Source organism: Serratia sp. MF1(2023) (genome assembly GCF_030954545.1).
GTDB lineage: Bacteria > Pseudomonadota > Gammaproteobacteria > Enterobacterales > Enterobacteriaceae > Serratia > Serratia sarumanii.
This window is the reverse complement of record NZ_JAVHUX010000037.1, coordinates 22,766-48,097: the sequence shown is the minus strand read 5'-3', so window position 1 is coordinate 48,097 and position 25,332 is coordinate 22,766. Positions and strand designations below refer to the sequence as shown.

Annotated in this window: 17 protein-coding genes; 4 read left to right on the top strand and 13 right to left on the bottom strand. The window is 62.7% G+C overall.

The window, feature by feature from the left end:
• Window positions 1-66: 66 nt before the first annotated feature.
• Entirely contained in the window at window positions 67-2,091 is a 2,025-nt protein-coding gene (gene rep, locus REA38_RS17610) for a DNA helicase Rep (RefSeq protein WP_033654001.1), read from the bottom strand.
• Between the two features lie 109 nt (window positions 2,092-2,200).
• Between rep and ppiC the strand changes: the two genes are divergently transcribed.
• On the top strand, window positions 2,201-2,482 hold the full coding sequence (gene ppiC / locus REA38_RS17605) for a peptidylprolyl isomerase PpiC (RefSeq protein WP_004934175.1): 282 nt from the start codon (window positions 2,201-2,203) through the stop codon (window positions 2,480-2,482).
• Window positions 2,483-2,507: 25 nt separating this feature from the next.
• On the opposite strand, the gene REA38_RS17600 is transcribed toward ppiC, so the two are convergent.
• The 9 genes from REA38_RS17600 to bcsR form a co-directional block, all read right to left on the bottom strand.
• Window positions 2,508-4,010: a pitrilysin family protein gene (locus tag REA38_RS17600; protein WP_033636624.1), complete on the bottom strand. Its 1,503-nt coding sequence runs from the start codon at window positions 4,008-4,010 to the stop codon at window positions 2,508-2,510.
• 260 nt (window positions 4,011-4,270) lie between these two features.
• Window positions 4,271-5,557 carry a dicarboxylate/amino acid:cation symporter gene (locus tag REA38_RS17595; protein WP_060428425.1) on the bottom strand — a complete coding sequence of 429 codons (1,287 nt, stop codon included), beginning with the start codon at window positions 5,555-5,557 and terminating at the stop codon, window positions 4,271-4,273.
• 274 nt (window positions 5,558-5,831) lie between these two features.
• Complete coding sequence (gene hmsP / locus REA38_RS17590) at window positions 5,832-7,838, bottom strand: biofilm formation regulator HmsP (RefSeq protein WP_033636621.1); 2,007 nt, start codon at window positions 7,836-7,838, stop codon at window positions 5,832-5,834.
• A gap of 229 nt (window positions 7,839-8,067) precedes the next feature.
• On the bottom strand, window positions 8,068-11,541 hold the full coding sequence (gene bcsC / locus REA38_RS17585) for a cellulose synthase complex outer membrane protein BcsC (RefSeq protein WP_308886338.1): 3,474 nt from the start codon (window positions 11,539-11,541) through the stop codon (window positions 8,068-8,070).
• Entirely contained in the window at window positions 11,523-12,635 is a 1,113-nt protein-coding gene (bcsZ, locus tag REA38_RS17580; RefSeq protein WP_308886337.1) for a cellulose synthase complex periplasmic endoglucanase BcsZ, read from the bottom strand. The genes bcsC and bcsZ overlap by 19 nt, the downstream gene beginning before the upstream one ends.
• 5 nt (window positions 12,636-12,640) lie before the next feature.
• A complete protein-coding gene (bcsB, locus tag REA38_RS17575) occupies window positions 12,641-14,947 on the bottom strand; it encodes a cellulose biosynthesis cyclic di-GMP-binding regulatory protein BcsB (protein ID WP_308886336.1) in 2,307 nt (768 codons plus the stop codon).
• A 62-nt stretch (window positions 14,948-15,009) separates the two neighbouring features.
• Entirely contained in the window at window positions 15,010-17,613 is a 2,604-nt protein-coding gene (bcsA, locus tag REA38_RS17570; protein WP_308886335.1) for a UDP-forming cellulose synthase catalytic subunit, read from the bottom strand.
• Entirely contained in the window at window positions 17,610-18,350 is a 741-nt protein-coding gene (bcsQ, locus tag REA38_RS17565; protein ID WP_033653997.1) for a cellulose biosynthesis protein BcsQ, read from the bottom strand. Before bcsQ ends, bcsA begins: the two co-directional genes overlap by 4 nt.
• 3 nt (window positions 18,351-18,353) lie before the next feature.
• The gene (bcsR, locus tag REA38_RS17560; protein WP_033649881.1) at window positions 18,354-18,545 is read right to left on the bottom strand and encodes a cellulose biosynthesis protein BcsR; all 192 of its coding nucleotides are present in this window, start codon (window positions 18,543-18,545) and stop codon (window positions 18,354-18,356) included.
• 189 nt (window positions 18,546-18,734) lie between these two features.
• Between bcsR and bcsE the strand changes: the two genes are divergently transcribed.
• The 3 genes from bcsE to bcsG are packed head-to-tail and all read left to right on the top strand — an operon-like array spanning window position 18,735 to window position 22,145.
• Window positions 18,735-20,303 (top strand): cellulose biosynthesis protein BcsE, encoded by a 1,569-nt coding sequence (bcsE, locus tag REA38_RS17555; RefSeq protein WP_308886334.1) that lies wholly within the window; start codon window positions 18,735-18,737, stop codon window positions 20,301-20,303.
• Complete coding sequence (gene bcsF, locus REA38_RS17550) at window positions 20,290-20,493, top strand: cellulose biosynthesis protein BcsF (protein ID WP_004934139.1); 204 nt, start codon at window positions 20,290-20,292, stop codon at window positions 20,491-20,493. Before bcsE ends, bcsF begins: the two co-directional genes overlap by 14 nt.
• Window positions 20,490-22,145: a cellulose biosynthesis protein BcsG gene (gene bcsG, locus REA38_RS17545; RefSeq protein ID WP_041037239.1), complete on the top strand. Its 1,656-nt coding sequence runs from the start codon at window positions 20,490-20,492 to the stop codon at window positions 22,143-22,145. Before bcsF ends, bcsG begins: the two co-directional genes overlap by 4 nt.
• Before the next feature lie 299 nt (window positions 22,146-22,444).
• Here bcsG and dppF read toward each other — a convergent pair whose 3' ends face one another.
• Genes dppF through dppC form a run of 3 tightly spaced genes read right to left on the bottom strand, consistent with a single transcriptional unit; the run spans window position 22,445 to window position 25,329 of the window.
• A complete protein-coding gene (gene dppF / locus REA38_RS17540) occupies window positions 22,445-23,434 on the bottom strand; it encodes a dipeptide ABC transporter ATP-binding subunit DppF (RefSeq protein ID WP_308886332.1) in 990 nt (329 codons plus the stop codon).
• Entirely contained in the window at window positions 23,431-24,411 is a 981-nt protein-coding gene (gene dppD / locus REA38_RS17535; RefSeq protein ID WP_004934132.1) for a dipeptide ABC transporter ATP-binding protein, read from the bottom strand. The genes dppF and dppD overlap by 4 nt, the downstream gene beginning before the upstream one ends.
• Before the next feature lie 15 nt (window positions 24,412-24,426).
• Window positions 24,427-25,329, bottom strand: coding sequence for a dipeptide ABC transporter permease DppC (gene dppC / locus REA38_RS17530; protein WP_033636612.1), 903 nt, complete (start codon window positions 25,327-25,329; stop codon window positions 24,427-24,429).
• Between the last annotated feature and the right edge of the window lie 3 nt (window positions 25,330-25,332).

Genomic DNA, 25,332 nt, shown 5'->3' with positions numbered 1-25,332 from the left:
CTGATAACCACAAAGGAGGAAAAACCACGCTTTTTCCTCCTTTGTCAGTCATCTAGCCCTGTCTTTTTAATTCCCGCCTTTGGCCTTGGCCAGCTGGGCGCGGATATTGGCCAGATGGCTCTGCCCTTTCTGCATCCGCTCCTGCGGGCTCACCACTTTGCGCTCGGTTTCCCATGCCAAATCGTCCTGCGGCAGCTCCAGCAGGAAGCGGCTCGGCTCCGGCCGCACCAGCTCGCCGTACTGACGGCGCTCGCGGCACAGGGTGAAGATCAGCTCTTTTTGCGCGCGGGTGATCCCCACATAGGCCAGACGCCGCTCTTCATCGACATTGTCTTCATCGATGCTGCTCTGGTGCGGCAGCAGGCCCTCTTCCATGCCCACCAGGAACACATAAGGGAACTCCAGCCCCTTGGAGGCGTGCAGCGTCATCAGCTGTACCTGATCCAGCTCTTCTTCGCTTTCACCGCGTTCCATCATGTCGCGCAGGGTGAAGCGCGTCACCACCTGGGTCAGCGTCATCGGCTCGTCCAGATCGCTGCCTTCCAGCATCTCCGTCATCCAGCCGAACAGCGTATTGACGTTCTTCATTCGCATTTCGGCGGCCTTCGGGCTGGTCGAGGTTTCAAACAGCCAGCTCTCATAATCCACGCCGCGGATCAGATCGCGCACCGCCGCCACCGGCTCACGTTCCGCCTGCTGGGCGATGCCGCCCAGCCAGTGGGTGAAACGCTGCAACGATTCCAGCCCGCGTCCGGTCAAGTGCTGGCTCAGCCCCAGATCGAAACTGGCGTGGAATAAACTCTTGTTGCGCTGGTTGGCCCATTCGCCGAGCTTCTGCAGCGTCGCCGGGCCGATCTCGCGCTTGGGGGTATTGACGATGCGCAGGAAGGCGCTGTCGTCTTCCGGGTTGGTCAGCACGCGCAGGTAGGCCAGCAGATCCTTGATCTCTGGGCGCGAGAAGAATGAGGTGCCGCCGGAAATCTTGTACGGGATGCGGTTCTGCATCAGCATCTTTTCAAACACCCGCGACTGGTGGTTGCCGCGGTACAGGATCGCATAGTCGCCGTAGTTGGTCTTTTTCACGAAGTGGTGGGCGATCAACTCCCCCACCACCCGCTCGGCTTCGTGATCCTCGTTGTTGGCGGTCACCACCTTCAGCTCTTCGCCATACCCCAGCTCGGAAAACAGCCGTTTTTCAAACACGTGCGGGTTATTGGCGATCAGAATGTTGGCCGCCTTCAGAATGCGCTCGCTGGAACGGTAGTTTTGCTCCAACTTGATCACCTGCAGCGCCGGGAAATCTTCCTTCAGCAGCACCAGGTTCTGCGGCCGCGCGCCGCGCCAGGAGTAGATCGACTGGTCGTCGTCACCCACCACGGTAAAGCGCGCGCGGTTGCCCACCAGCAGCTTAACCAGCTCGTACTGGCTGGTGTTGGTATCCTGGTACTCATCCACCAGCAGGTAGCGGATGCGCTGCTGCCAGCGTTCGCGCACCTCTTCGTTGCGTTGCAGCAGCAGCGTCGGCAACAGGATCAGGTCGTCGAAGTCCAGCACATTGCACGCCCGCATATGGGCGTGGTACAGGCCGTAGCAGTGGGCGAACAGCTTGTCGCGCTCCGAGCGCGCCAGCGCCGCCGCCCGCTGGGGATCGATCAGGTCGTTTTTCCAGTTGGAGATGGTCGAAATCAGCTGCGCCACCAGCGTTTTATCGCTTTCCAGCCACTTTTCGGTCAGCTCTTTCAACAGCGCCAGCTGATCCTGATCGTCGAACAGCGAGAAGTTGGACTTCATCCCCAACGCCACGTATTCCCGCTTGATGATCTCCAGCCCCAGGGTATGGAAAGTGGAAATCATCAGCCCGCGCGCCTCTTTGCGCCCCAGAGTTTGCGACACGCGCTCTTTCATCTCGCGCGCGGCCTTGTTGGTAAAGGTCACGGCGGCGATGTGCCGCGCCTGATAACCGCAATGGTGGATCAGGTGGGCTATCTTGTTGGTGATAACGCGCGTCTTGCCGGAACCGGCACCGGCCAACACCAGGCAGGGCCCGGTAACGAATTCGACGGCTTGTTGTTGGCTGGGGTTTAATCGCATGGTGCTGGCTTGCTCGGCTGTAAAACGTGGAAGGGAATTGTAGCAGAAAGCGCCGATGAGATTTAGCGGGTATAATCAGCGCAATTTTCGCATCGACAAAGGCAATACCATGGCAAAAACGGCGTGCGCCCTGCACATTCTGGTAGACAATGAAAAGCTGGCCAACGAGCTGCTGGCCAAGCTGAAGCGCGGCGTCAGCTTCGACACGCTGGCGCGCAAATACTCGAGCTGCCCGTCAAAACGCAACGGCGGCTCGCTGGGCGAATTCAACAAGGGCGCGATGGTGCCGGCGTTCGATAAAGCGGTGTTCAGCATTCCGCTGCTCAAACCTTACGGCCCGGTCAAAACCCAGTTCGGTTACCACATCATCAAGGTGCTGTACCGCAACTGAGGGGGCCTGAGCCCCCTGCTGGGCATTACTGCGCGCCGGCGTCCGTCGCCGGTGCAGCCACCGCGGCGTCGGCCGGTTTGGCTTCCTCCGTCACCACCGCCGGCGCCGGCATCATGATGCCGTCATAGGTTTCCTGCAGCTGCTTCATGCTCATTTCCGGCTCGCCCTTCGGCTGCATCAGCACCAGCGTCGCCTCCTGAGAAAGCTGCAGCTTCAGCGCCTGATTCAGCGTCTCCAGCGTCAGGCTGGACAGGAACTCCTGGCGCAGCTTCTGATACAGTTCCGGCGCGATATCCACCACCCCGCTCTGCTGCGAACGCAGGCGCTGGCTCATCAGCACATCGGTGTCGGTGCGGGCGTAGGTCGCGAACAGCTTGCTCAGCTGATCGTTTTTCTGCGCCAGCAGCGCATCGAATTCTTCTTTCGACAGGCCGTTGTCACGCACGTTGGCCAGCTCGCGGGCGATAAAGCCCAGGCTGCCGTTCAGGTTGTTGTTCGGCGTATCCAGATGGATGGCGCACTGCCCGCGTTGGTACTGCACGCGGCAGTCAAAGCCCAGATGCAGGCTCTTCTGGTCGCTTTTTTCCAGCGTCTGCTGAAGATGCCAGAACAGCGCCTCGCGGGCGAGATCGCCACGCCAGTAACGCAGCAGGCTCTGCGAATCGCGAATCGGATGCCACGGCGAATCCCACATGATCGACAGCGTATCCTGTTTCACCTGCTCGCTGATCAGGCTCACCGGCTGTTGCGGCAGCGGCGTCAGAGTCGGCATCGGGGCCGGGGTTTCACGTTTGCCCTGCAGCGGCGAGAACGCCTTGTTGATCTGCTCGCCCAGGCTGCGGCTGTCGACCTTGCCGACAACGAACAGCGTCATGGCATCCGGGGTATACCACTGTTGATAGAATTTCTTAAGCTGTTCGAGGTTGACCGGCCGTTTCGCCGGCTGCGCCGGATCGTGCGCCAGCAGCGTCGAGCCTTTCAGGCGGTAACGCCACCAGACGTCTTGGGTATTGGGCGGGAACGTGCCGACCGGATTGATGGTGGAGTTCATCACCGCGTGCACCGTATGTTCGTCGATCGCCAGTTTGCCGGTGGTGTCCGCCAGCCAGGCCAGCGCTTCTTTCAGCAGGTCAGGCCGGTTATTCGGCAGGCTGAGATTATACATGGTGAAATCATACGAGATGATAGCCGGCGGCAGCGGCCGCTCGTTATCCACGCTCTGCTGCCACAGGGCGCGCAGCTGCGGCGCGGTAAAGCTTTCACTGCGCGTCAACGCCAGCCGCGGCAACAGCTGGGCGAAGCCGGTCTGTTGCGAAGACTCCACCAGAGAGCCGGTATTGACGATCAGCCGCAGTTCCACGCGGTCGCTTGGCCGCTGCGGCGTATCGAGAATTTGCCATGAAAACCCGTTGGCCAGCGCCCCCTGCTGCCAGGCAGGATCGGGTTGTAGTGCTTCAGCCTGCACGCTGCTACTGGCTGCAGCCAATAGCAGCCCACCAACTATAAGATGAATTCTGGTGCCCTGCATGTGAACCCCTACTTAATGACTATCCAATTTCTTATGCAAATGCGTGTATTCCATTCAATGGAATCATAAAAATACGCCCTGAGTTTCACAGTGGGGCGGAAAGCAGAAAGTGTACCATCGTGTTAGACCGCGCGCCTTTGCGGATGTCACTCATTAGAGTGAAAAATAATAGATAGCGGGGTTTTTAATGCAAGAAATCGTTACGAGGCAGGGGGAAAACCTCACCGGCCGCGGCTGCGGCCGGTGATTCGCCGTCAATATCAGGCGGAAGGCAGCGTTTTGTCCGCGCCGGCGTTTTTGTTGTTCAGCGTGGCTTTCAGCTGTTTCTCATCCAGTTGGCCGCACCACCTCGCCACGACCACGGTCGCCACCCCGTTGCCCACCAGGTTGGTCAGCGCGCGGGCTTCCGACATGAAGCGGTCGATGCCGAGGATCAGCGCCAGGCCGGCCAACGGCAGGTGGCCGACGGCGGAGATGGTGGCGGCCAACACGATAAAGCCGCTGCCGGTCACGCCCGCCGCCCCTTTGGAGGAGAGCAGCAACACCACCAGCAGGGTAATCTGATGCATGATGTCCATGTGGGTGTTGGTCGCCTGCGCGATAAACACCGCGGCCATGGTCAGGTAAATAGAGGTGCCGTCCAGATTGAAGGAGTACCCGGTCGGGATCACCAGGCCCACCACCGATTTCTTGCAGCCCAGCCTCTCCATTTTATCCAGCATGCGCGGCAGCGCGGACTCGGACGACGAGGTCCCCAGCACGATCAGCAGCTCTTCTTTGATGTAGTTGACGAATTTGAAGATGCTGAAGCCGTTGGCGCGGGCGATGCTGCCCAGCACCACCACCACGAACAGGATACAGGTGATATAGAAGCACACGATCAGCTGGCCGAGTTGCACCAGGGTGCCAACGCCGTATTTACCGATGGTAAACGCCATGGCGCCGAAGGCCCCCAGCGGCGCCAGGCGCATGATCATGTTGATGATGCCGAAAATCACCCGCGAGAAGCTGTCGATCACGTTGAAGATCAGCTGCCCCTTTTCACCCAAGCGATGCAGGGCGAAGCCGAACAGCACCGCGAACAGCAGCACCTGCAGAATGTTGCCGCTGGCGAACGCGCCGATCACGCTGCCGGGGATGATGTCCAGCAGGAACGGAATGATGCCCTGCTGCTGCGCCTGTTCGGCGTAGACTGCCACCGCCTTGGCGTCCAGCGTGCCGGGATCGACGTTCATGCCGGCGCCCGGTTGCACCAGGTTGACGATCACCAGGCCGATAATCAGCGCGATGGTGCTGACGATTTCAAAATACAACAGCGCGATGGCGCCGGTGCGGCCCACCGCTTTCATGCTTTCCATGCCGGCGATGCCGGTCACCACGGTGCAGAAGATCACCGGGGCGATAATCATCTTGATCAGTTTGACGAAGCCATCGCCCAGAGGTTTCATCTCGGCGCCGAGGTCAGGGTAGAAATGGCCAAGCAGGATACCCAGCGTGATCGCCGTCAGCACCTGAAAATAGAGGCTCTTAAAGATCGTTGTTTTCATATGAACATCCTATGGGGGGAAGACACGCACCAGGCAGCAGTCTAAAAATCCAGCCTGTTCATTGCTTGCGCGGAAAATAACACCCACTTAACAACATGGAAATAATTTGTTGCACCCGCCCCTGGGAGTTGATGTGAATTTAAGAGCTGAAACGCGTCAGTCGGGGTGCAAAGCTGAAAATTGCGTAATGCTTTGTTTGCACTAACGCAAAAGAGGTAGAAGAGAAATAGCGATTTTCGGACGGGGAAAAGTACCGGAAAGGTAAACGCGGCGCTTACGGCGCCGCGCGGCAAAACTCGGCTTCGAACGCTGCGCGCGGCAGCGGCCGGGCGAACAGGAATCCTTGCCCGCTGCGAATGCCGTGCTGCAGCAGGCAGTCGCGCTGCTCGGCGTTTTCCACGCCTTCGGCCATCACCGGCAACGCCAGCACTTCGGAGATCGCACTGACGATGCGCACCATCGCATCGTCGGCCGGCAGCCCCTGAATGAAGCTGCGGTCGATTTTAATCAAATCGATCGGCAGGGATTTCAAGCGGTTCAGGTATTCCAGACTGGAGTAGCCCATGCCGAAGTCGTCCAGCGCGATCGACAATCCCAGATCGTGCAGCTCGCGCAGCAGCGCCAGCGCGCGGTCGAGATCGTCGATGCGCACCGTCTCGGTGATCTCCAGCAGCAGCTTGCGCGGGTCTATCCGATACTGCGCCAGCAGGTTTTTCAGATGCGGGACGAACGCCTCATGCTGCATCTGTATACCGGAAACGTTGACCGCCAGCGGCAGCGCAATGCCGCGTTGCTGCCAGTCCGCCAGGATGCGGCAGGACTCTTCCAGCACCCAGTTGCCGAGAGGCACGATCACGCCCAGCTCTTCCGCGAGCGGGATAACGTCGGCCGGCAGGGTATAGCTGCCGTCATACTGCTGCCAACGCAGCAGCGCTTCGGCGCCGATCACCTCGTTGGACTGCATGTCGATCTGCGGCTGCAGGAACAGCGTAAAATGCCGCTGCTCGATGCCGTGCAAAATCTCGCTCTCCTGCGTCAGCCGCTTCTGCGTGCGTTCCGTCAGGCTGGGCTCGAAAAACAGGATCTGATTTTTTCCTTCACGGTGGGCGGACATCATCGCCGAGGTGGCGCTGCGCAGCAGCTGTTCCGCACTTTCCCCCTGATTGAGGTAGTGCGCGATGCCGATGCTGGCGTTGGGCCGCAGCGCCAGACCTTCCAGGGTCAAGGGCGCGTTGATCTCCGCCATGATGCGTCGCGCCAGCTGCATGGCGTGGAACGGCCGCTCGGTCCCCTTGGCCAGGATGGCGAATTCGGTATTGCTCAGCTGCGCCAGCACGCCGTTTTCGTCGATGCAGCCGCGCAGCTTCTTCGCCAGCGCCAACAGCAGCGCTTCACGCATCGCCGGGCTCATCACGCCCGAGGCTTCATGCAGCGTCTCGATGCCGATCACCAGTAGGTTAAAACGCTCGGGGCGCAGGCTGGAGGCGATATGCTGTTCCAGCAACGCGTTCAGCAATGCCGGATTCGGCAGTTCGGTCACCGGATGGCGGGTGCTCAGGCGGCTCATGTCGGCATGCGCCTTGGCCAGCGTCTGTTGATTGCGGTTGTAGTTGCGCACCAGCAGGCCGAGCTCGTCGTCCTGGTGCAGCGTCGGCAGCATCAGTTGGTGGTAGGGCGCTTCGTCCTGCGAGATGTTTTCCAGCTCTTTGGCCATCGCGCGCAGCGGATGCACCATCAACCGGTTCATGCACCAGGTGATGGCCACCGACAGGATCAGCGCCAACAGCAGGTAGGTCGACAGCATGGTCGACAAAATGCTGCGGATAAACTGGTACATGCGGAACGAATCGGCCTGCAGCACCAGATAGGCCAGCGGCTGCTGGTTGGCCGGCACCCGCTCCAGCGAATAGAGCGGCACGGAAATTTGGATCGGCAGCTCAAACAGCCGGGCGATCAGCGTCGGCACCGGCCGCTCCGGCGGGAAATTGGCGTGCAGTGCCTGAAACTCGTTCGGCAAGACGATATCCGCCCGGCTGAGAATGCCGACCGGCAACAGCGTGTTCAGCACCTTTTTGGCTTCCGGCACGTCCATGCGCAGCACCGCTTCCGCCAGCGGCTGGCGCACGGATTGAGCGATATTCTCCAGTTGCTGGGCGTAGTCATCCCTGCGCTGCTGCACAAAGTGGAATAACTGGATCACGATAAAGATGCAGATCGTGACCAGCGCCACGCCGGACACCGTCGCCATCTGCTTAATCGTTAACGAACGCCTGACCCGCAAACCTGCTCTCCGTGAAATCGGGCTGAAACAAAAAAGGGGGCTGACTCTCACCCGCCCCCTCGAACCGGGCTGATTATACTCGATCATCGGCTGTTTTTATCTGGCTATGCCGCAGGCAAAACCAAGAAAATCGCGGGTTTCAGTCTTTTCCTAAAGCGAACAAACGCGACCCGGACACAGGGTAACAAAACTCCCCGGTGTCCGACACTCCGAATCTTTCCCCTCCCGGCTACTTGAAGTCGGCGTAAGGCGTCAGCGGCTGCGGCGGCAAATCGAGATCCCCCTGCCAGCCGGCCAGGGAATAGCGCAGATAAATCAACGCGTGGCTCGGCGTATAGTCCTTCGCCTGTTGAATGTCGATACCGGCGCCGAGCGTCCAGTGCGAACTGAGACGGCGTTCGACGATCGCCCGCAGCGTATAACCGACGCCGCTCGAGGAGCTGCCGTCCTCAACGGCGAACTTATCGGGCAGCGAATCCGGGATCAGCCCCTGCAGCGGATAGCGGCGCTGGCTGTCGGTTTTCGAATGGGACAGCGAAACCGAACCGCCCAGCTCCCACGACCAGTTCTCGGTGCGCTGGCGATAGTTGACCGGCAGCGACAGCGACAGATATTGCTGCGGGCTGTAATAGCCGCCCTGCCCCAGCGAATAGCCGCTCAAATCCTTCTGGTAGTGCCACAGCATGGTATTGAGCCCGACGCTCAGACGGCGATTGTCTTCGTTGATCAGCTTGTAGTAGTAGCCGGCCATCAACCGCTGCCGCTGGTTATCCGCCACGTTCTTGCCGGTAATCTGGTGCGCGCTGAGATCGGCCCATACGCCGTTCGCCTCGCCGCGATCGTAGCTGGCGCTCAGGCTGACGCCGGTAGCGCGCACGCCGCCCCAGGTGGTGCCGGTGTTCGGATCCTTGGCGCCGCCGAACGCCAGCAGCGAGCTGGAGATCGGCCGCCGCGAGGCCGCCAGCGTCCAGCCGATGTGGTTCCAGTCGCCGCTGTAGGCCAGGCCGCCGGTCCAGTCGACCACCTCGAAGCCCATCGGCGTCGTGCCGATATCGGCGGCCCAGCGGTCGTTTTTCCAGCCGGCCGCCACGCTGGTGCCGGTGGATTTCTGATGTTCATCGCCGCGGCACCCTTGCGTATTGCAGGTGCCGAAGGTCTCGTAGTATTTGCCGCTGCCGTCGGTCGAGAAGCGGCCGGCGTCCAGCTGCACGGTGTCGGTGCGCAAAAAGGCGCGCCCGTCATACAGCGGCATGTCCACCTGCAGCATGGTGTCATGCGCATTGAAGTCGGAAATACCGCCGGTGCCGCTCGAGCGCCAGTAATCGTGGTCGAGCGTGACGTTCACGTCTTGCTGCCGGTACAGATCCGCGGCCTCGGAACGGATGCCGCGTTTCAGCCAGTCGTCGCTCGGATTATTGCGCGTCAAATAGGTGTAGCCGTCATTATCCTGCGGCAGCGTCGGCGTGATGCCGCCGGCCACCATCGCCTGGCGGTAATCCTGCTGCGCCCGCTCCGGCTGCCGCTGCGCCCGTTCCAGACGGGCAGCGTCGCGGTAGATCAGCGCCTTGGTCTGCCCCACGGGCTCCGCGGCCGCCGCCGTTTTCAGCCGGCCGAAGATAGCTTCGGCCTGCTGCGGATAGCCGACCGCGCCCCAGGCGTTGGCGACCCGCCGTTGGCTGTTGAGCGAAGCGTCTTGCGGCTGCGGTTCGGTTTTCAGCCGCTGGCGCGCCGCGTCCAGATCCCCCTGCGCCACATAGGCTTCGATCTCGCCCAGCTGCGCATCCGGGTTGTTCGGTTCGCGCCGTTTCACCCGCTGATAGTCGCCCAGCGCCGCCGCATACTCCCCGCGCGCCAGCGCCCAGTCGGCCAGCAGCAAATCGATGCGGGTGTCCGCCGGCTGCCGGCGCAGATAGGCTTCCGCCGCCGGTTCGTCGCCGGCCGCCCGCAGCCCCTCGGCATGTGCAATCACCGCCTGCATTTTTAGCCGCTGCGCCAGTTCGCGCATGTTGTCGTTCCACTGCGCCGCAGGCAGCGTATTGAGCTGCGCCAGCGCCTGGTCGTCGCGATCGCTGCCGGAAAGGTAGAGCGCATAGGCATAGGCCAACTGCGGATTGGCGCGCTGACGCTGCGCCAGCTGCCGGAATAAGGCGTCCGCCTGTTGCGGCTGCCCGGCCTGACGCAGCGCCTGCGCATAACGATAGGTCAGCCAAACGTCGTCGGGATCCATCGGCTGGGCGCGGCGATAGATTTCCGCCGCCTGCTGCCACTGCTGCTGCGCCGCCAGCGTCTCCGCCTGTTGCTTCAACATATCGAGCCGCAGCCCGTCGAGGGTGCTGCGCAGCTTGGCCTGTTGGCTGCGCGGCAGGCCGTTGAGGTAGGCCAGCGCTTTTTCCGGCGACTGACGTTGATAGAGATTCACCAGGCCGCGCAGCGCGCTGCCGTTACCGGGATCGCGCCGCAGCGCCTGCTGATAAAACCCTTCCGCCGCGGCGTCATCCTTGCTCGCCACCGCCACATCGCCCAGGCCGATAAACGCATCGCCGTCTCGGTCGTCGAGCTGGCGCGCCTGCAGGTATTTCTGCCTGGCCAACGCGAGATTGCCGGCCTGCAGCGCCTTGTCGCCTTCGTCGATCGCCAGCCAGTAACTGGTGCTCTTGATCAGGCTTTGCCACTTGCCGCTGTCGTAGCCGTTCGTGTCGGCGGCAAGCGCCTGGCGGAACAGCTTCAGCGCCTGCGGGCGGTTGCCGGCGCGCGAATAGGCCTGGCCGAGCGCACCCAGCACCTCGGCGTCGTTCGGCGTCGCCGCCAGCGCCTTTTGCAGCTCCGGAATGGCCGCCCGGCTGCCGCCTTTATCCACCTGCGCCAGGCCGCGTACCCGTGCCTGATACGCCGGATCGGCCAACAGTTTCTGCTGTCTGGCCAGCTCTTCGCGGGCGCTGGTCGCCTGATCGCCGGTATCGAACACGCCGAGGAAACGGTTGAGCGCCGCCACGCTTTGCGCGCTGACCGGCATCGCTTTGACCTTGTCCAGCCACAGATCGGCGGCATCACCGCGCCCGGCCGGATCGGCGGCGATCTTCTGCAGCAGCTCATAGGCCTGCGCGTCCTGGTTCTGACTGAACAGCATGCGCGCCAGCGACATGCGCAGCGCCACGTTGCCGGAATATTGCTGATCCAGCGCCTGCAGCTGCTTCAACGCCTTCGCCTCCTGCCCCGGCAAACGCGCCACCAGCCGCCAGTACTCCACCGCCAGCTCGAGCGTCGGCGGCTCGCCGTGGAACAGCGCATCGTACTGCGCCTTGGCCTCCGGCAACCGGCCGGCGGTCGCCATCAGGCGCGCCTGCTGCAGCTTCTGCCGGGTTTCCGGCTGGGTCAGCAGCATGTTCATTTGCGCCTGGCGATAGGCGCTGGACTGCGGCGCGAGGGTTTTCAGCTTGTCCAACTGCTGCTGCGCCAGCGCCATATTGCCCTGCCGCAGCGCCAAACGCATGCGCGCGGCGGTCACGTCCGGATTGTTCGGATCCATCAGCTCGAGCCGGTACAGCGACTGGCGCACCAGATCGTCCTTGTTGCCGGCCTCGCCAATGCGCACCTGTTCCAGCAGCCACTGCTCCGGGGCCACGGCTTCCGCAGCGCGCGCCTGCGGCAGCATCGCCAGGCTCAGCGGAATCAAATTCAGCCAGTTTATTTTGAAGTTGTGCATTGGCCGTCCCACGAGGGTTGCAATTCACCCTGACGATTAAAGCGATAACGCTGTTGATCCCACCCCTGGCCGAACAGCGTCAGCGAGGCGCTGAAATAGGCGTCGTCCCCCGGCGGATGTTCGCTGATGCGTTGCCGCTGTGCCGCCAGCGCCTCGGCCTGCGTCGCCAACATCGGCAACATCGAGGCGGAAAAGCCGACCGGGCCGCCGCCGGTGGTTTTGCCGCTGGCGGTATCGGTTTTCTCCGGCGGCACGCCCTGTTTGGCGGTGAGCTGCGCCATCGGCTGAAAACGTTCGAGCAGCGCCGCCTTGTATTCATCGTCGTCCGCCAGCATGCCGGCCCACAGATAAACCCGAATGGCGTCGTAGCTGCCGACGTTCGGCTTGACGGGATCCGGCTGCCAGCCGGCGCCGACCCGCCACACCACCCAGTCCGGCGAGAAACCGTGCGGCGCGGTGTCCAACCACAGCCGTTGATTGACCTGGCGCATCGCGCGCCACGGGCCGTTCAGCGCCGCAAAACGCGCCAACAGCTGCGGCGGCAGGTAGCTGGGATTCAGCCGCCAGCGATCGTCCGTCACGAACCCGACTTTGCCCGGCAGCAGCATCAGGCCCAGGCCAGGAATGTCGGCCACCTCCTCGCGGCCGATGCGTTGCAACAGCAGCGTCCCCAGGGTTTGATAGCGCCGGCTTTTCCACAGGCGGCCGGCTTCGAGCAGGTTGTAGGCGATCCACAGATCGGCGTCCGACGCCGAGTTGGCGTCCAGCACCTTCCACTGTTTGTCGTCGCTCTCGCCCCACAGCCAGGCGGGCAAACGGGCGCTGAGATCGCCCGCCGCCAGGTTGTTCTCCGTCCAGGCCAACAGCAGATCGAAGGTCGGCCGGTCGTTGGCCACCAGGGCGAAGAACAGGCCGTAGCTCTGCCCCTCGGAGGTGGTGATTTTGTTCGGGCTGCTCGGATCGATCACCCGCCCCTGCGGGCTGATGTAGAACTGCTTGTACTGTTGCCAGCCCGGCCACTCGCAGGCCGCCGCGGCGCTGAAGGCGCACAGCAGCAGCATGCCGAGCGACAGGCGTTGCAGCATGGCGTTCACCGCCGTCAATCCCGATCTTCAGGCGCCAGACGACGCCGGCTGAAGGCCTTCAGGCCACGCCACAGCATCAGCCCCAGGATCACCACCAGCACCACCGCGATCACCGCCAGCAGCACCGGATGGATGGAGAGGGCATACCACAGCCGCTCCCACCACGGCAGGTGGCCGACATAGTAAATATCGCCGACGCGCAGGCTGTTGACCCCCGATTCGCGGATCACCGCCACCGAGCCGAACACCGCGGCGCGCTTGCCGCTGTCCAGCAGGGCATTGTTCAGCAGCTCATAGCCGCGCGGGCTGTCCGCCAACAGCGCCACGATGCTGCGCTGGTCGTTGAACGGCGACTGCACGCCAATGATCGCCGACATCGCGCCCTCGGAGCTGACTGCGGTCTTGCTGTCCGGCCGGGTGTCCTCCGCCAGCGCTTCCGCGCTGGGCAGCGGCGGCTGCCGCGTCGGCTGTTTCACCCAGCTTTGGGTCGCGTCCACCAGCAGGCTGATTTTCTTGTCGTCGCGCAGCGCCGGCGGAATGGTGCCGATCATCAGGATATCGTCGTCGCGATCCTTGGCCTGCGACCAGTCGTCGCTCAGCGTGAAGGCCAGCGCCGGGTAGCCGGTTTGCGCACCGATCACGCCCAGCGCGTTCAGCAGCGCGCTGACCTGCGCCGGCTGCGGTTTCTGATTCACCAACACCAGCGTTTGCGACAGATCCGCCAGGCGGCTGAACGGGAAGCCGGCGTTGGCGAAGGCGCGCAGATCCGGCATCGCCATAAAGTGGCGGTAGCCGGAGAAATCGATGGTGGACGCGCCGTCGATCACCGCGTGGTTTTGCGTGAAGGAGTAGGTTTCACAGCGCCCTTCCGCGCCGCTGGCCAGCAGCGTGGTGTAGTCGAAGTCAAAGCGCAGCTGGTTGGTGGCCCCCAGCCGCAGCGCCGGGATATTGACGTTCTTGTCGGAATCGAGCAGCCCCTGCGTCAACGGCAGGCGCAGCAGCTGCGCGCCCTGCTCGTGCTCCGGCACCAGCGAGTAAGCCTGCACGAACTGGTTGTTCAGGCTGACGCTCAGCCGCGAACCGTCCTGAATGCGCGGCGCGGTGTAACGGTATTTCAGGTGCATGTCGATGCCGGTGCTGCGGATCAGGAACAGGTCCGGCGGCAGGTTCATGGTCAGCGAAATAGGCCCGGGCTCGATACCGCTGGTTTGCAGCTGCTCGGCGTACTGCTGCAGCTCGGCGAAGGTCATCGGCCGATCGGTACGCACCCAGTTCGGCGCGTCGTACGGCTGGCGCGGCGCCAGCTGTTCCACCTTGTCCACCGTTACGTTCTGGCCGCGGAACAGGATGTTGCCCTGCGCGATGCCCTTCACCGCGGTGATCAAATCGTTGTCGTCACGCCCCTGAATCAACAGCAGTTTGACGTACGGATTGTCCGGGTGGCTGATCATCTCCACCGTCGGGCCGTTGACCGCCGGATAATCGCGCAGGAAATCCGGGCGCTGCGAGTTGGTGGCGAACACCACCGCGTGCTGCGTCGGCAGCGCGTTGTACAGCGTCGGGAAGGATTGCCCGCGCCACTGCGCCTTGCTGCCGAACCAGGACGCCAGAATGCCCGCCGCACGCTGCTGGGCGAGATCCGGCTGGCCGGCGAACACCATCGGCAGCGTCAGCGGCCGATTATCGCGACTGTCGAAGAACGGCTCAGGGAAGTGCGACAGCTCGTTTTTCACCGGCAGCGTCTGGAAACGCAGCTTCAGCGCGCTGGACTTGCTGACGTCGAGCCACAGCGAGGTGCTGGCCGGGTTTTCGCAGATATTTTGATAATGGCCGACGAACACCAGCCGAACGCGGTTAAAATCGGTGATATAACGCGGATCGATCGCCATCTGGATGCGATTGGGCTTGCCCAGCTGCTCCTTGGCGATCGTGGTCACGCCCATCAGCTCGTCGTTCAGGTAGACCTTGACGTGCGACTCCACCGGGATCAGCGCCGGCGACGGCGTAAACTCCATATCGAGCATCGCCTGCGAGATCACCTCGTCGCTGCGCACGCCGAATTCGATCTGCCCGTCCGGCCGGGTGCCGCGCAGAACAAAGGTGCCCGGCGGCGGCGCTATCTGCGCAAACGGCAGCGACACGTCGCGCACCGGCGCATTCGGATCCTGCGGCGCGGCGGCCGGCGGTGGCGCGATCGCCGTATCGGCCGCCGCGGCAATCGGCGGCTGGGCCGCCACGGTCGGCGCGGTGGCGGTTTCGGCCTGCGACAGGGTGCTGATGCCTAAGGCCAGAGCAGTTAACCAGGTTATTTTTCTCGTCATCGTATCATCATCAATGTTGGAGCCTGTTCACCGGGCGAGTGAGCGGGCGGTTGAACTCGCAGCTAACCCACTGTTTCTTGTTGACCCAAGGTCGGATCCCTGCCGACGCCGCGCGGAATAAACGACACGACCCAGGCGGTCAGCGAGGTGACCCCGACCAGCAGACCGCGCACCAGCGGCGGCGCGTAGTCCGCCATGCGCACATACCCCCGGAAGCCCAGCGCCAGCACGTCGCGCAGGCTTTCGATCGGCCGGTCTTCGGGGAACCCGTCCTGCCACAGCGCCCAGGTATCGGCGCGGGCGAAGGTGCACTGAATGAAATCGATGTGTTCGCGGGTGGAGAGGTCGACCAGGCGCACCCCCACCTTGTTGCCGAAGGCGCGCGTCACCACGCAGGGGAAGCTGTACTCCTGCTGGCCGCGCTTGAGCAGCAGCGAGAGCCTGTCGCCGTCTTTCAACGCGTTTTCCACCCGCATCTCAATGCCCACGCCGCCGTCGGAGTAATCGCGCAGCGTGCAGGGATACAGATGGCCGTCGGCGCGCGCGATCGCCGCCGGCATGGCGATTTCCACGCGGTGCGCCTGACGCACCTGCTTGGCCTCCACCGCCACCGCCACCGCACCGCCGAGAATCGTCATGTTGTACAGCACCCACACCAGGCTGATGATCACCGTCATCACCTCGTCCGTCGGGCCATAGGCCAACCGCCAGACGCCGAACGCCAGCCCGGCCAGGTTCAGGATCACCAGGAACATGTAAGGCCGGGTGATCACCCAGTCGACGTGCTCCTCCTCCACCAGCCCGCCCTTGGCGGTGACGTTGAATTTGCCCTTGTGCGGATTGAACAGCGCCACCGTCGTCGGCCGCGCGATATACCAGGCCAGCACCGTTTCATAGATTTCGCTCCAGAACGAATGGCGGTATTTCCCCTGGATACGCGAGTTGGTCAGGCTGGCGTGGATCATGTGCGGCAGCACGTAAAGCGCGATCGCCAGCGCCGGCGCGAAGATGATGTAAGCATGCAGCAGCAAAAACGCCAGCGGCGCGGTGAGGAAGATCAGCCGCGGAATGCCCGACAGGAAGTGCAGCATGGCGTTGGCGTAGCACAGGCGCTGCGCCAGTTTCAGCCCCTTGCCCAGCAGCGGGTTATCCAGCCGGAAGATCTGCACCATGCCGCGCGCCCAGCGAATGCGCTGGCCGATGTGCGCCGACAGGCTCTCGGTCGCCAGCCCGGCGGCCTGCGGAATGCGGATATAGGCTGAGGTGTGCCCGCGCCGGTGCAAGCGCAGCGAGGTGTGGGCGTCTTCGGTGACGGTTTCCACCGCGATGCCGCCGATTTCGTCCAGCGCGCTGCGGCGCAAGATGGCGCAAGAGCCGCAGAAGAAGGTCGCATCCCACATGTCGTTGCCGTCCTGCACCAGCCCGTAGAACAAGGTGCCTTCGTTGGGCGTCTGGCGGAAGCGGCCGAGGTTGCGCTCGAACGGATCCGGCGAGAAGAAGTGGTGCGGGGTTTGCAGCATCGCCAGCTTTTTGTCTTTGAAGAACCAGCCCATGGTCAGCTGCAGGAAGGAGCGCGTCGGCACGTGATCGCAGTCGAAAATCGCCACGAACTCGCCGGTAGCCTGCTTCAGCGCGTTGTTGATGTTGCCGGCCTTGGCGTGTTCGTGGGTCGGCCTGGCGATGTATTTCACCCCCACTTCGGCGGCGAACGCCCGGAATTCGGGGCGGTTGCCGTCATCGAGGATATAGATATTCACCTTCTCTTTCGGCCAGTCGATGCCCAGCGCCGCGTAGAGGGTGGGCTTCACCACCCCGAGATCTTCGTTGTAGGTCGGCACCATCAGATCGATGGTCGGCCAGCTGGCGCTATCGGCGGGCAGCGGCACCGGCTGGCGGTTAAGCGGCCAGATGGTCTGGAAATAGCCCAGCACCAGCACCACCCAGGCGTAGGTTTCCGCCACCAGCAGCAACAGGCCGCACACCAGGCTTAGCGGGTCGTCCCAGTTCAGCGTGGCGGTATAGCGCCACCACAGGTAGCGACAGGAGACGGTCAGCGACAGCACGATCAGCATCAGCGCGGGCAAACGCCCCGGCACCCGGCGCACCACCATCGCGATCCCCCACAGCAGCAGGACGAACACGAACTGCGCCGGCAGATCGAACGGTTGCGAGATGCACAGCATGGCGAGGATCGCCGCCAGCACGCTGACCAGAATAAACAGCGCGCGCCGCATGCCGCGGTTCATGCGGCCGAGGCGCTCCACCGAGCGCTGTTCCACGCCGGCGTTCTTCAGCCGCTGCGGCAGGCCCTGCAGCCAGTCGGCATAGCGCTGCTGCAGGCGGCGCCAACCGGCGAAATAGTCGCGCTGCACCGGCGCGCGGCCGCTGCGAAACAGCAGCAGCCACAGCCCTTGCAGCAGATAACGCAGCGCATCCGCCGGGCGCGGGCGTTCGGCGGATAGATGCGGGAACCAGTAAGCGCGGCCGGTACGCACGCGCTGCCAGGCCGGCGACTCGAAGCGCAGCAGCAGCCAGCCCAACGCCACCAGCAGCGTGGCGAAAAAGGCGGTCAGCGCCGATGCGCCATTGCGGCGATAGCCGCGGTAGCGCGTCTGCACCGCCTGACGCACCGGCGGCACCAGCAGCAGGCTCAGCACCCGGCTCATGGCGCAACGCCCCGTTTGAGATTGATCAGGCACCAGTTGGCCAGCGTCAGCACTTCATCCGCCGCCAGGCTCTCGGGGCGGTACTCGCCCAACGGCTGTTTGACCGCCAGCGCTTCCGCCAACGCTTCGTCGCGGTGGATCACCACCGGCAACAGGCCACTCAGCGTTTGCAGCCACAGCTGATGCAGATCCTGCTGCAGCTGGCTGGCGGAGGAGTAGTGATTGACCAGGAAACGGCAGTCGTTCGGCAGTGTCTGCTGATGGAGCCGCACCTGGCAGTTAGCGTCGGGGTTCAACAGCATGAACACGCAGTCGGCAAGCTGCAGCGCCTGCTGCGCCAGCACGCCGTCCCCAACCGGGACATCCAGCAGGATCCAGCGCTGCGGATCGCCGGCGATCAGTTGGCGCAGGTTGTCGCGCCAGCGTTCCGGCTGCTCCCGACACTGACGCTGCACTTCCAGCCGTTCCGCCGCATTCAGGCGGCCAAAGGGCAGAAAGTCGAGGTTTTCACAATAACGCAGCGCGCCTTCCTGCCAGCCGCCGCCATCCCGCTCCGCGCGAGCCCAGCCGCGCGCCAGCTCGAACGGCGTGTTGAAATGCAGGCGCAGCAGATTATCCGGCGTGAAATCGATCGCCAACACCGACTCACCCAGCTGCTGCAACGCCCAGGCGAGCGCCGCCGTGACCGACGTCGTCCCCATTCCACCCCGCAACCCTTGCAGCGCGATCACCGGCATAGATCAATGGCTCCCCGTGGTCTGCGCCAATTCGGCCAACAGTGGCCAGCGCGTCATCATTTGCGTTAACCGCTCCTGCCGGGAAATATCGACATAGCTTAATTTCGGCAATGAAAAAGCCTGGCTGAGCGCCTGCAGGTCATCCTGGCTCTCCCCAGGCGCCGCTGCACGAAAATGGGTGGGTGCGTTATTCATTCTTCCGCCTTGGCGAAAATAGGCTATGTTAATTAACTATAGCAACGATACAAAAAGAGAGAGGCAATAAGATGATTCTCAACAAATATTGTTGCAGAGCGTCGGAGATTTGTTATTGCCAGAGTAAAAATGGCTATCTTTAAATATAAACGCCTTTAGTCGGCTTTCAACGAAAGTAGAACACATCCTATGGCGCACTCTTTTTCTCTAGGCATTCGGCAGATTTGGGAAGAGCTGTCGGTGATGCAGGCCCCTGGGCTTTATTGGATCAATATCGACAGGCAAAGCGACGCCGCGCTGCTGTGTCGCCAGGTCATTGCCGCCCAGCCGGCCACCCACAAAGCCGCCCTGATCTGCAGCGGCGACAAACCCGATCGCCTGCTGGCCGAGCTGGCTTCGCCCGCGTTGCAGAAGCTACCGCTGTATCAATTACCGGAGAAAAAAGCCGCGCTGACGCAGCTGAGCGACGATCTGATGCGCGCCCTGCGGCCGCAAAATCGCTTACTTATCCTGCTGGCCCACGCCAGCCTGTGGCAAACCTTCACCACCGAAGAGCTGCGCGAGTGGACGCGCGCCCTCGCCGCCTGGCTGCGGCGGCAGGGCTGCACGCTGTTGATTCTCAGCCACGGCGGCGGCATCAATAAGCTCAAAGGGCAGCTCAGCGCGCAGCATCGCATCCTGAACGGCCTGTCCAGCCTGCAATGGCAACAGGACAGCGCGCAATATCTGGTGAACTGGTGGAGCACCGAAAACGGCATCAACGCCAATCAGCTGCTGACGCTGTACGCCGCGGAAGGCGGCTGGCAGGGTGAGGAGGAAAACAGCCAACCCTCCCCCACCGCCTTGCGCAGCGATGAAGGCCTGTATCTGGCCGAGCGCAGCATCCTGGAAGGCGCGCCACCGCTGTCCGCCAACTGGCAGCTGCTGGAGAGCAACGACGAACTGGCGCAGCACGGCATGCTGAGACTCTCGGCGACGTTGATTTTCGCGCTGTACCAAAGCGACCAAATCGATCACCTGGCGCACCAGATCCACACCCTGCGCCGCAGCCGCGGCAACGGCCTGAAAATCGCGGTGCGCGAGATGAGCGCCAGCCTGCGCTACAGCGACGAGCGGCTGCTGCTGGCCTGCGGCGCCAACCTGATCGTGCCGCACGTCGCGCCGCTGTCGCGTTTTCTGACCATGCTCGAGGGCATCCAGGGGCAGCGCTTCTCGCGCCATGTGCCCGCCGACATCGATGCGCTGCTGGCCGGTTTGCGCCCGCTGCAGCTTAAAGGCTATATGCGGCCGGAACCGTTCAGCCAAGCGGTGCTTTCGCTGATGGGCAACACGCTGCTGCCCGAGGACGGCAAAGGCGTGATGGTGGCGCTGCGGCCGGCCACCGGCCTGCGCGCCGAACAGGCGATGACCCTGTGCCACCTGCGGCGCTTCGGCGACGTGATGACCGTGGTACAGGGGCGGCTGGTGCTGTTTCTCTCCACCTGCCGCATCAACGATCTGGATACCGCGCTGAGGTTCATCTTCCGCCTGCCGGTGGATGAAGCCTTCAGCAACCGGGTGGTGTGGCATCAGGACGTCGATATCATTTCGGAAATCAAACGCATGGCCCAGGGGCGCTGGCAGATTTCGGCCACCGGCACCGCCGGCGCCGCGCCGCGCCCCCGCGAGACGGCGGCCGAGGCGCCCGCAGAACGGCGGCAGCCGGTCGCCTTCACGCTGACGCTTGGCCCGCAGGAGGAACCGCATGCTGAACCTTAACGACATCGTGCAACTGATCCTGCTGTGCGCGCTGATCTTCATCCCGCTGGGCTACGCCTTTCATCGGCGTTTTCCGCATTTGCGTCAATACTGGCAAAACCTGTTGTTATCGCCGCGCTATTTGAAATCCGCCGGTTTGTGGGTGCGCACAGGCTCCTCATCTCAGATTAAACGTAAGAAGCAGCCATGAATCCAAACTCGAAGACGCAATCCGATAACGCTCTATGGCGCTACTGGCGCGGACTGGGCGGCTGGAACCTGTACTTTCTGGCCAAATTCGCCCTGCTGTGGTTCGGCTACCTGAACTTCCACGCGCTGCCGAACCTGGTGTTCATGGCGTTTCTGCTGATGCCGATCCCGTCGCAGCGCCTGCATCGCTGGCGCCATTACCTCGCCATTCCGATCGGCATCGCGTTGTTCTACCACGACACCTGGCTGCCAGGCATCAACAGCATTCTCAGCCAGGGTTCGCAGCTGGCCGGCTTCAGCGCCCAGTATCTGCTGGAGCTGATCGGTCGCTTTATCAACTGGCAAATGATCGGCGCGGCCTTCGTGCTGTTTATCGCCTACCTGTTCGTCGCGCAGTGGGTGCGCGTCACGGTGTTCACCGTGGCGGCGCTGGTGTGGCTCAATATCGTCAACATCGCCGGACCGGCAGTCTCCCTGCTGCCCGCGACCTCCACGGCCGCGGCCGGCGGCGCCAATACGCCGGCCACGTCTGCGCCGGCGGCGGGGGATGCTGCGCCGGCAGACAGCCTGCCGCCGACCAGCGCCAACCTGACGGCCTACCTGAACCAGTTCTACGAGCGAGAAAAAGGCCGCACCACCGCGTTCCCGGCCAGCTTGCCCGCCGATGCCCAGCCGTTCGATCTGCTGGTGATCAACATCTGTTCGCTGGCCTGGGCCGATATGGACGCGGTCAACCTGCAAAATCACCCGCTGTGGTCGAAGATGGACATCATGTTCGACAACTTCAACTCGGCCACCGCCTACAGCGGCCCGGCGGCCATCCGTTTGCTGCGCGCCAGCTGCGGCCAGCTTTCGCATCGCGATCTGTATCAGCCGGTGAACCAGCAGTGTTACCTGTTCGACAACCTGGCGAAGCTCGGCTTCAAGGAACAGCTGATGCTCGATCACTCCGGGGTGTTCGGCAACTTCCTGAAAGAGCTGCGTGAACAGGGCGACATGCAGGCGCCGCTGATGTCGCAGGCCGGCATCGGCAACGAGCTGACGTCGTTCGACGGCGAGCCGATTTATAACGATCTCGAATTGCTGACCCGTTGGCTGGATCAGCAGCAAAAAGGCGGTGACGGCCGCACCGCCACCTTCTTCAACGTCATCCCGCTGCACGACGGCAACCGCTTCGTCGGCTCCAACAAAAGCGCCGACTACCCGCCGCGCGCACAGAAGCTGTTCGATCAGCTGAACACCTTCCTCGATCAGTTGGAGAAATCCGGCCGCAAAGTGGTGGTGGTGATCGTGCCGGAACACGGCGCGGCGTTGGTGGGCGACAAGATGCAGATGTCCGGCCTGCGCGACATTCCCAGCCCGAATATCACTCATACGCCGGTCGGCATCAAACTGGTGGGCATGAAGGCGCCGCATCAGGGCAGCCCGCTGCAGATCAAAACGCCGAGCAGCTATCTGGCGCTGTCTGAACTGGTGTCGCGTCTGGTGGACGGCAAGGTCTTCAGCGAACCCAGCGTCGACTGGCAGGCGCTGACCCAGGGGCTGCCGCAGACCCCGGTCATCTCCGAAAACGACAACGCCGTCGTGATGCTGTATCAGGGCAAGCCCTACATTCGCCTGAACGGCGGCGACTGGGTGCCTTATCCGCAATAAGCGCGGCCTCACTCACCCAAAGCACGCCGTCGGCGTGCTTTTTTATTGGGTTTTTATAATAAAAATGGCGAACGCTATCGGCTGAAATAAACTTATTAACAGCAACCCGTTGAATTCTCTTATTCGATTATTATTATCATGCGAAGATTCTTAAAAATATAACGCTTTGTCAGAATGACGTTAAGAACATAATTTAAAAGACGGGTTGTCACGATCGTCTACTGACCAACCCTTTGATTGAATAATAAAAAACGCCGGCGCTGTGCCGGCGTTTGGTTTAAGCAGGAAAATCCGGCGCTTCACGCCCCCGGATGTTCGTCCTGATCGACCGCAAAGCAGGCCACCATCTGCTCACCGTACTGTTTGAGCTGCGGCTGCAGCTGAACGCAAGTGCCGAAGGCGCGGCGGCAGCGGGCATTGAACGCACAGCCCGGCGGCGGATTCATCGGGCTGGGCAGCTCGCCGGTCAGCTTGATGCGCTCGCGGCGCATATCCGGATTCAATCGCGGCGTCGCCGACAGCAGCGCCTGAGTGTACGGATGGCGCGGATTATTGAAGATCGCCTCTTTGCTGCCCTTTTCCACGCAGCGGCCGAGGTACATCACCATCACCTCGTCGGCGATGTGCTCCACCACCGACAGATCGTGCGAGATGAACACATAGGACAGCCCCAGATCCTGCTGCAGATCCATCATCAGGTTCAGCACCTGAGCGCGCACCGACACGTCCAGCGCCGACACCGGCTCATCGGCGATCACCACGTCCGGGTTCAGCATCAGCCCGCGGGCGATGGCGATACGCTGACGCTGGCCGCCGGAAAACATGTGCGGGTAGCGATCGTAATGCTCGGTCTTCAGGCCGACCTTCGCCATCATCTCCAGCGCTTTTTCCCGCCGTTCGGCGGCGCTGAACGAGGTATTGATCAACAGCGGCTCCTCGAGGATCTGCCCGACCTTCTTGCGCGGGTTGAGCGATCCGTAAGGATTCTGGAACACGATTTGGATCTTCTGGCGGCGCAGCTTCTCGGCAGAGGCGTCCGGCTTCAGCAGATCTTGCCCCTGATAGTACAGCTCGCCGCCGGTCGGCACTTCGATCATCGTCAGCAGGCGGCCGAGCGTCGATTTGCCGCAGCCCGACTCACCGACCACCGCCAGCGTTTTGCCGCGCTCCAGGGTGAAGGAGACGCCGTCCAGCGCCTTGACCAGCCGCTCCGGCGCGAACAGGCCCTTTTTCACCGGGTAATGCTTCTTCAGGTCAATTGCCTGCAGTAAAGGTTGATTCTGGCTCATACGGTCGGCCTCCCCGCATCATCCAGCGGTGTGTGACATTTAACCTGACGGCCGGGAATGCTGCGCAGTTCCGGCTCCTCGTTGCGGCAGCGCTCGTTGGCGTAGGGACAACGCGGGTTGAGCAGGCAGCCGGTCGGGCGATCGTATTTGCCCGGCACCACGCCCGGCAGCGAAGCCAGCCGCGCCTTGTCGGCGGCGAACTCCGGCAGCGCGCGCAGCAGCGCCTGAGTGTACGGGTGGCGCGGGGCGCGGAAAATCTCCGCCGCCTTGCCGGATTCCACCACCTGGCCGGCGTACATCACGATGATGTGGTGCGCGGCTTCCGCCACCAGCGCCAGATCGTGAGTGATCAGCAGTAGCGCCATGTTTTCGCGCTGCTGCAGATCCAGCAGCAGTTCGATGATCTGCGCCTGGATGGTCACGTCGAGCGCGGTCGTCGGCTCATCGGCGATCAGCAGCTTCGGCCGACAGGCGATGGCCATGGCGATCATCACGCGCTGGCTCATGCCGCCGGAAAGCTGGTGCGGGTACACGTCCAGCCGCGAGGCCGGATCGGGAATGCCCACCTGGGTCAGCAGGTCGATAGCGCGCTGGCGGCGAGTGCGGCGGTTGCCGCCCTGGTGCACCTTCAGCGCCTCCATGATCTGATAACCGACGGTATAGCACGGGTTCAGGCTGGTCATCGGATCCTGGAAGATCATCGCCACTTCGGAGCCCACCAGCTGGCGGCGCTCTTTTTCGGAGATCTTGCGCAGATCCTGGCCGTTGAACTCCAGCTTGTCGGCCATCACCTTGCCGGGGAAATCGATCAGGCCCATGATCGCCAGCGAACTGACGGATTTGCCGGAGCCGGATTCACCGACGATGCCGACCACCTGACCTTGCTCCACGCTGTAACTGATGCGGTCTACCGCGCGGAACGGGGTGCCTTCGTCACCGAAGTGCACCGAAAGCTTGTCTACATTCAATAACGCCATCTCTCTCGTCCTCTGTTACTGCTTGAGTTTGGGGTCGAGAGCGTCACGCAAACCGTCCCCCATCAGGTTGAATGCCAGCACCGTCAGCAGGATCGCCAGGCCGGGGAAGGTCACCACCCACCAGGCGCTTTGCGCGAACTGCAGCACGTCGGAGAGCATGGTGCCCCACTCCGGCGTCGGCGGCTGCGCGCCCATGCCCAGAAAGCCGAGAGCGGCCATGTCCAGAATGGCGTTCGAGAAACCGAGAGAAGCCTGCACGATCAAAGGCGCCAGGCAGTTAGGCAGAATATTGACGAACATCTGGCGCAGCGCGCCGGCGCCCGCCACCCGCGAAGCGGTGACGTAGTCGCGGTTCACCTCCACCAGCACCGCTGCGCGCGTCAGACGCACATAGTGCGGCAGGGCGACGAAGGTCAGCGCCAGCGAGGCGTTGACGATCGACGGCCCGAATACCGCCACCAGCACCAGCGCCAGCAGCAGGCTCGGCAGGGCCAGCATGATGTCGACGACGCGCATGATAATCGCGTCCACCACGCCGCCGAAGTAACCGGCCAGCAGGCCGAATATCACGCCCATGATCAGCGACAGCACCACCACCAGGCAGCCGACCAGCAGCGACAGGCGCGCACCGTACATCAGGCGCGACAGCACGTCGCGGCCCACGTCGTCGGTGCCGAGGATATATTGCCAGCTGCCGCCCTCTTGCCACACCGGCGGCTTGAGCAGCGCGTCGCGGAACTGGTCCGCCGGCGCATGCGGCGCCAGCACGCCGGCGCCGAGCGCGATCACCAGCATCAGAACGATATACACCAGGCCGACCACGGCCCCTTTATTGCGCTTGAAATAGTGCCAGAACTCCTGAAACGGGGTCATCGGCTTCGGCGCACCTTTAACTGCAGACTCAGTGATTTGAGACATGAG

Excerpts from the sequence above, each read along its gene's own strand:
- rep (WP_033654001.1), bottom strand. The coding sequence starts at position 2,091 with ATGCGATTAAACCCCAGCCAACAACAAGCCGTCGAATTCGTTACCGGG.
- ppiC (WP_004934175.1), top strand. The coding sequence starts at position 2,201 with ATGGCAAAAACGGCGTGCGCCCTGCACATTCTGGTAGACAATGAAAAG.
- REA38_RS17600 (WP_033636624.1), bottom strand. The coding sequence starts at position 4,010 with ATGCAGGGCACCAGAATTCATCTTATAGTTGGTGGGCTGCTATTGGCT.
- REA38_RS17595 (WP_060428425.1), bottom strand. The coding sequence starts at position 5,557 with ATGAAAACAACGATCTTTAAGAGCCTCTATTTTCAGGTGCTGACGGCG.
- bcsC (WP_308886338.1), bottom strand. The coding sequence starts at position 11,541 with ATGCACAACTTCAAAATAAACTGGCTGAATTTGATTCCGCTGAGCCTG.
- bcsB (WP_308886336.1), bottom strand. The coding sequence starts at position 14,947 with ATGACGAGAAAAATAACCTGGTTAACTGCTCTGGCCTTAGGCATCAGC.
- bcsA (WP_308886335.1), bottom strand. The coding sequence starts at position 17,613 with ATGAGCCGGGTGCTGAGCCTGCTGCTGGTGCCGCCGGTGCGTCAGGCG.
- bcsQ (WP_033653997.1), bottom strand. The coding sequence starts at position 18,350 with ATGCCGGTGATCGCGCTGCAAGGGTTGCGGGGTGGAATGGGGACGACG.
- bcsR (WP_033649881.1), bottom strand. The coding sequence starts at position 18,545 with ATGAATAACGCACCCACCCATTTTCGTGCAGCGGCGCCTGGGGAGAGC.
- bcsE (WP_308886334.1), top strand. The coding sequence starts at position 18,735 with ATGGCGCACTCTTTTTCTCTAGGCATTCGGCAGATTTGGGAAGAGCTG.
- bcsF (WP_004934139.1), top strand. The coding sequence starts at position 20,290 with ATGCTGAACCTTAACGACATCGTGCAACTGATCCTGCTGTGCGCGCTG.
- bcsG (WP_041037239.1), top strand. The coding sequence starts at position 20,490 with ATGAATCCAAACTCGAAGACGCAATCCGATAACGCTCTATGGCGCTAC.
- dppF (WP_308886332.1), bottom strand. The coding sequence starts at position 23,434 with ATGAGCCAGAATCAACCTTTACTGCAGGCAATTGACCTGAAGAAGCAT.
- dppD (WP_004934132.1), bottom strand. The coding sequence starts at position 24,411 with ATGGCGTTATTGAATGTAGACAAGCTTTCGGTGCACTTCGGTGACGAA.
- dppC (WP_033636612.1), bottom strand. The coding sequence starts at position 25,329 with ATGTCTCAAATCACTGAGTCTGCAGTTAAAGGTGCGCCGAAGCCGATG.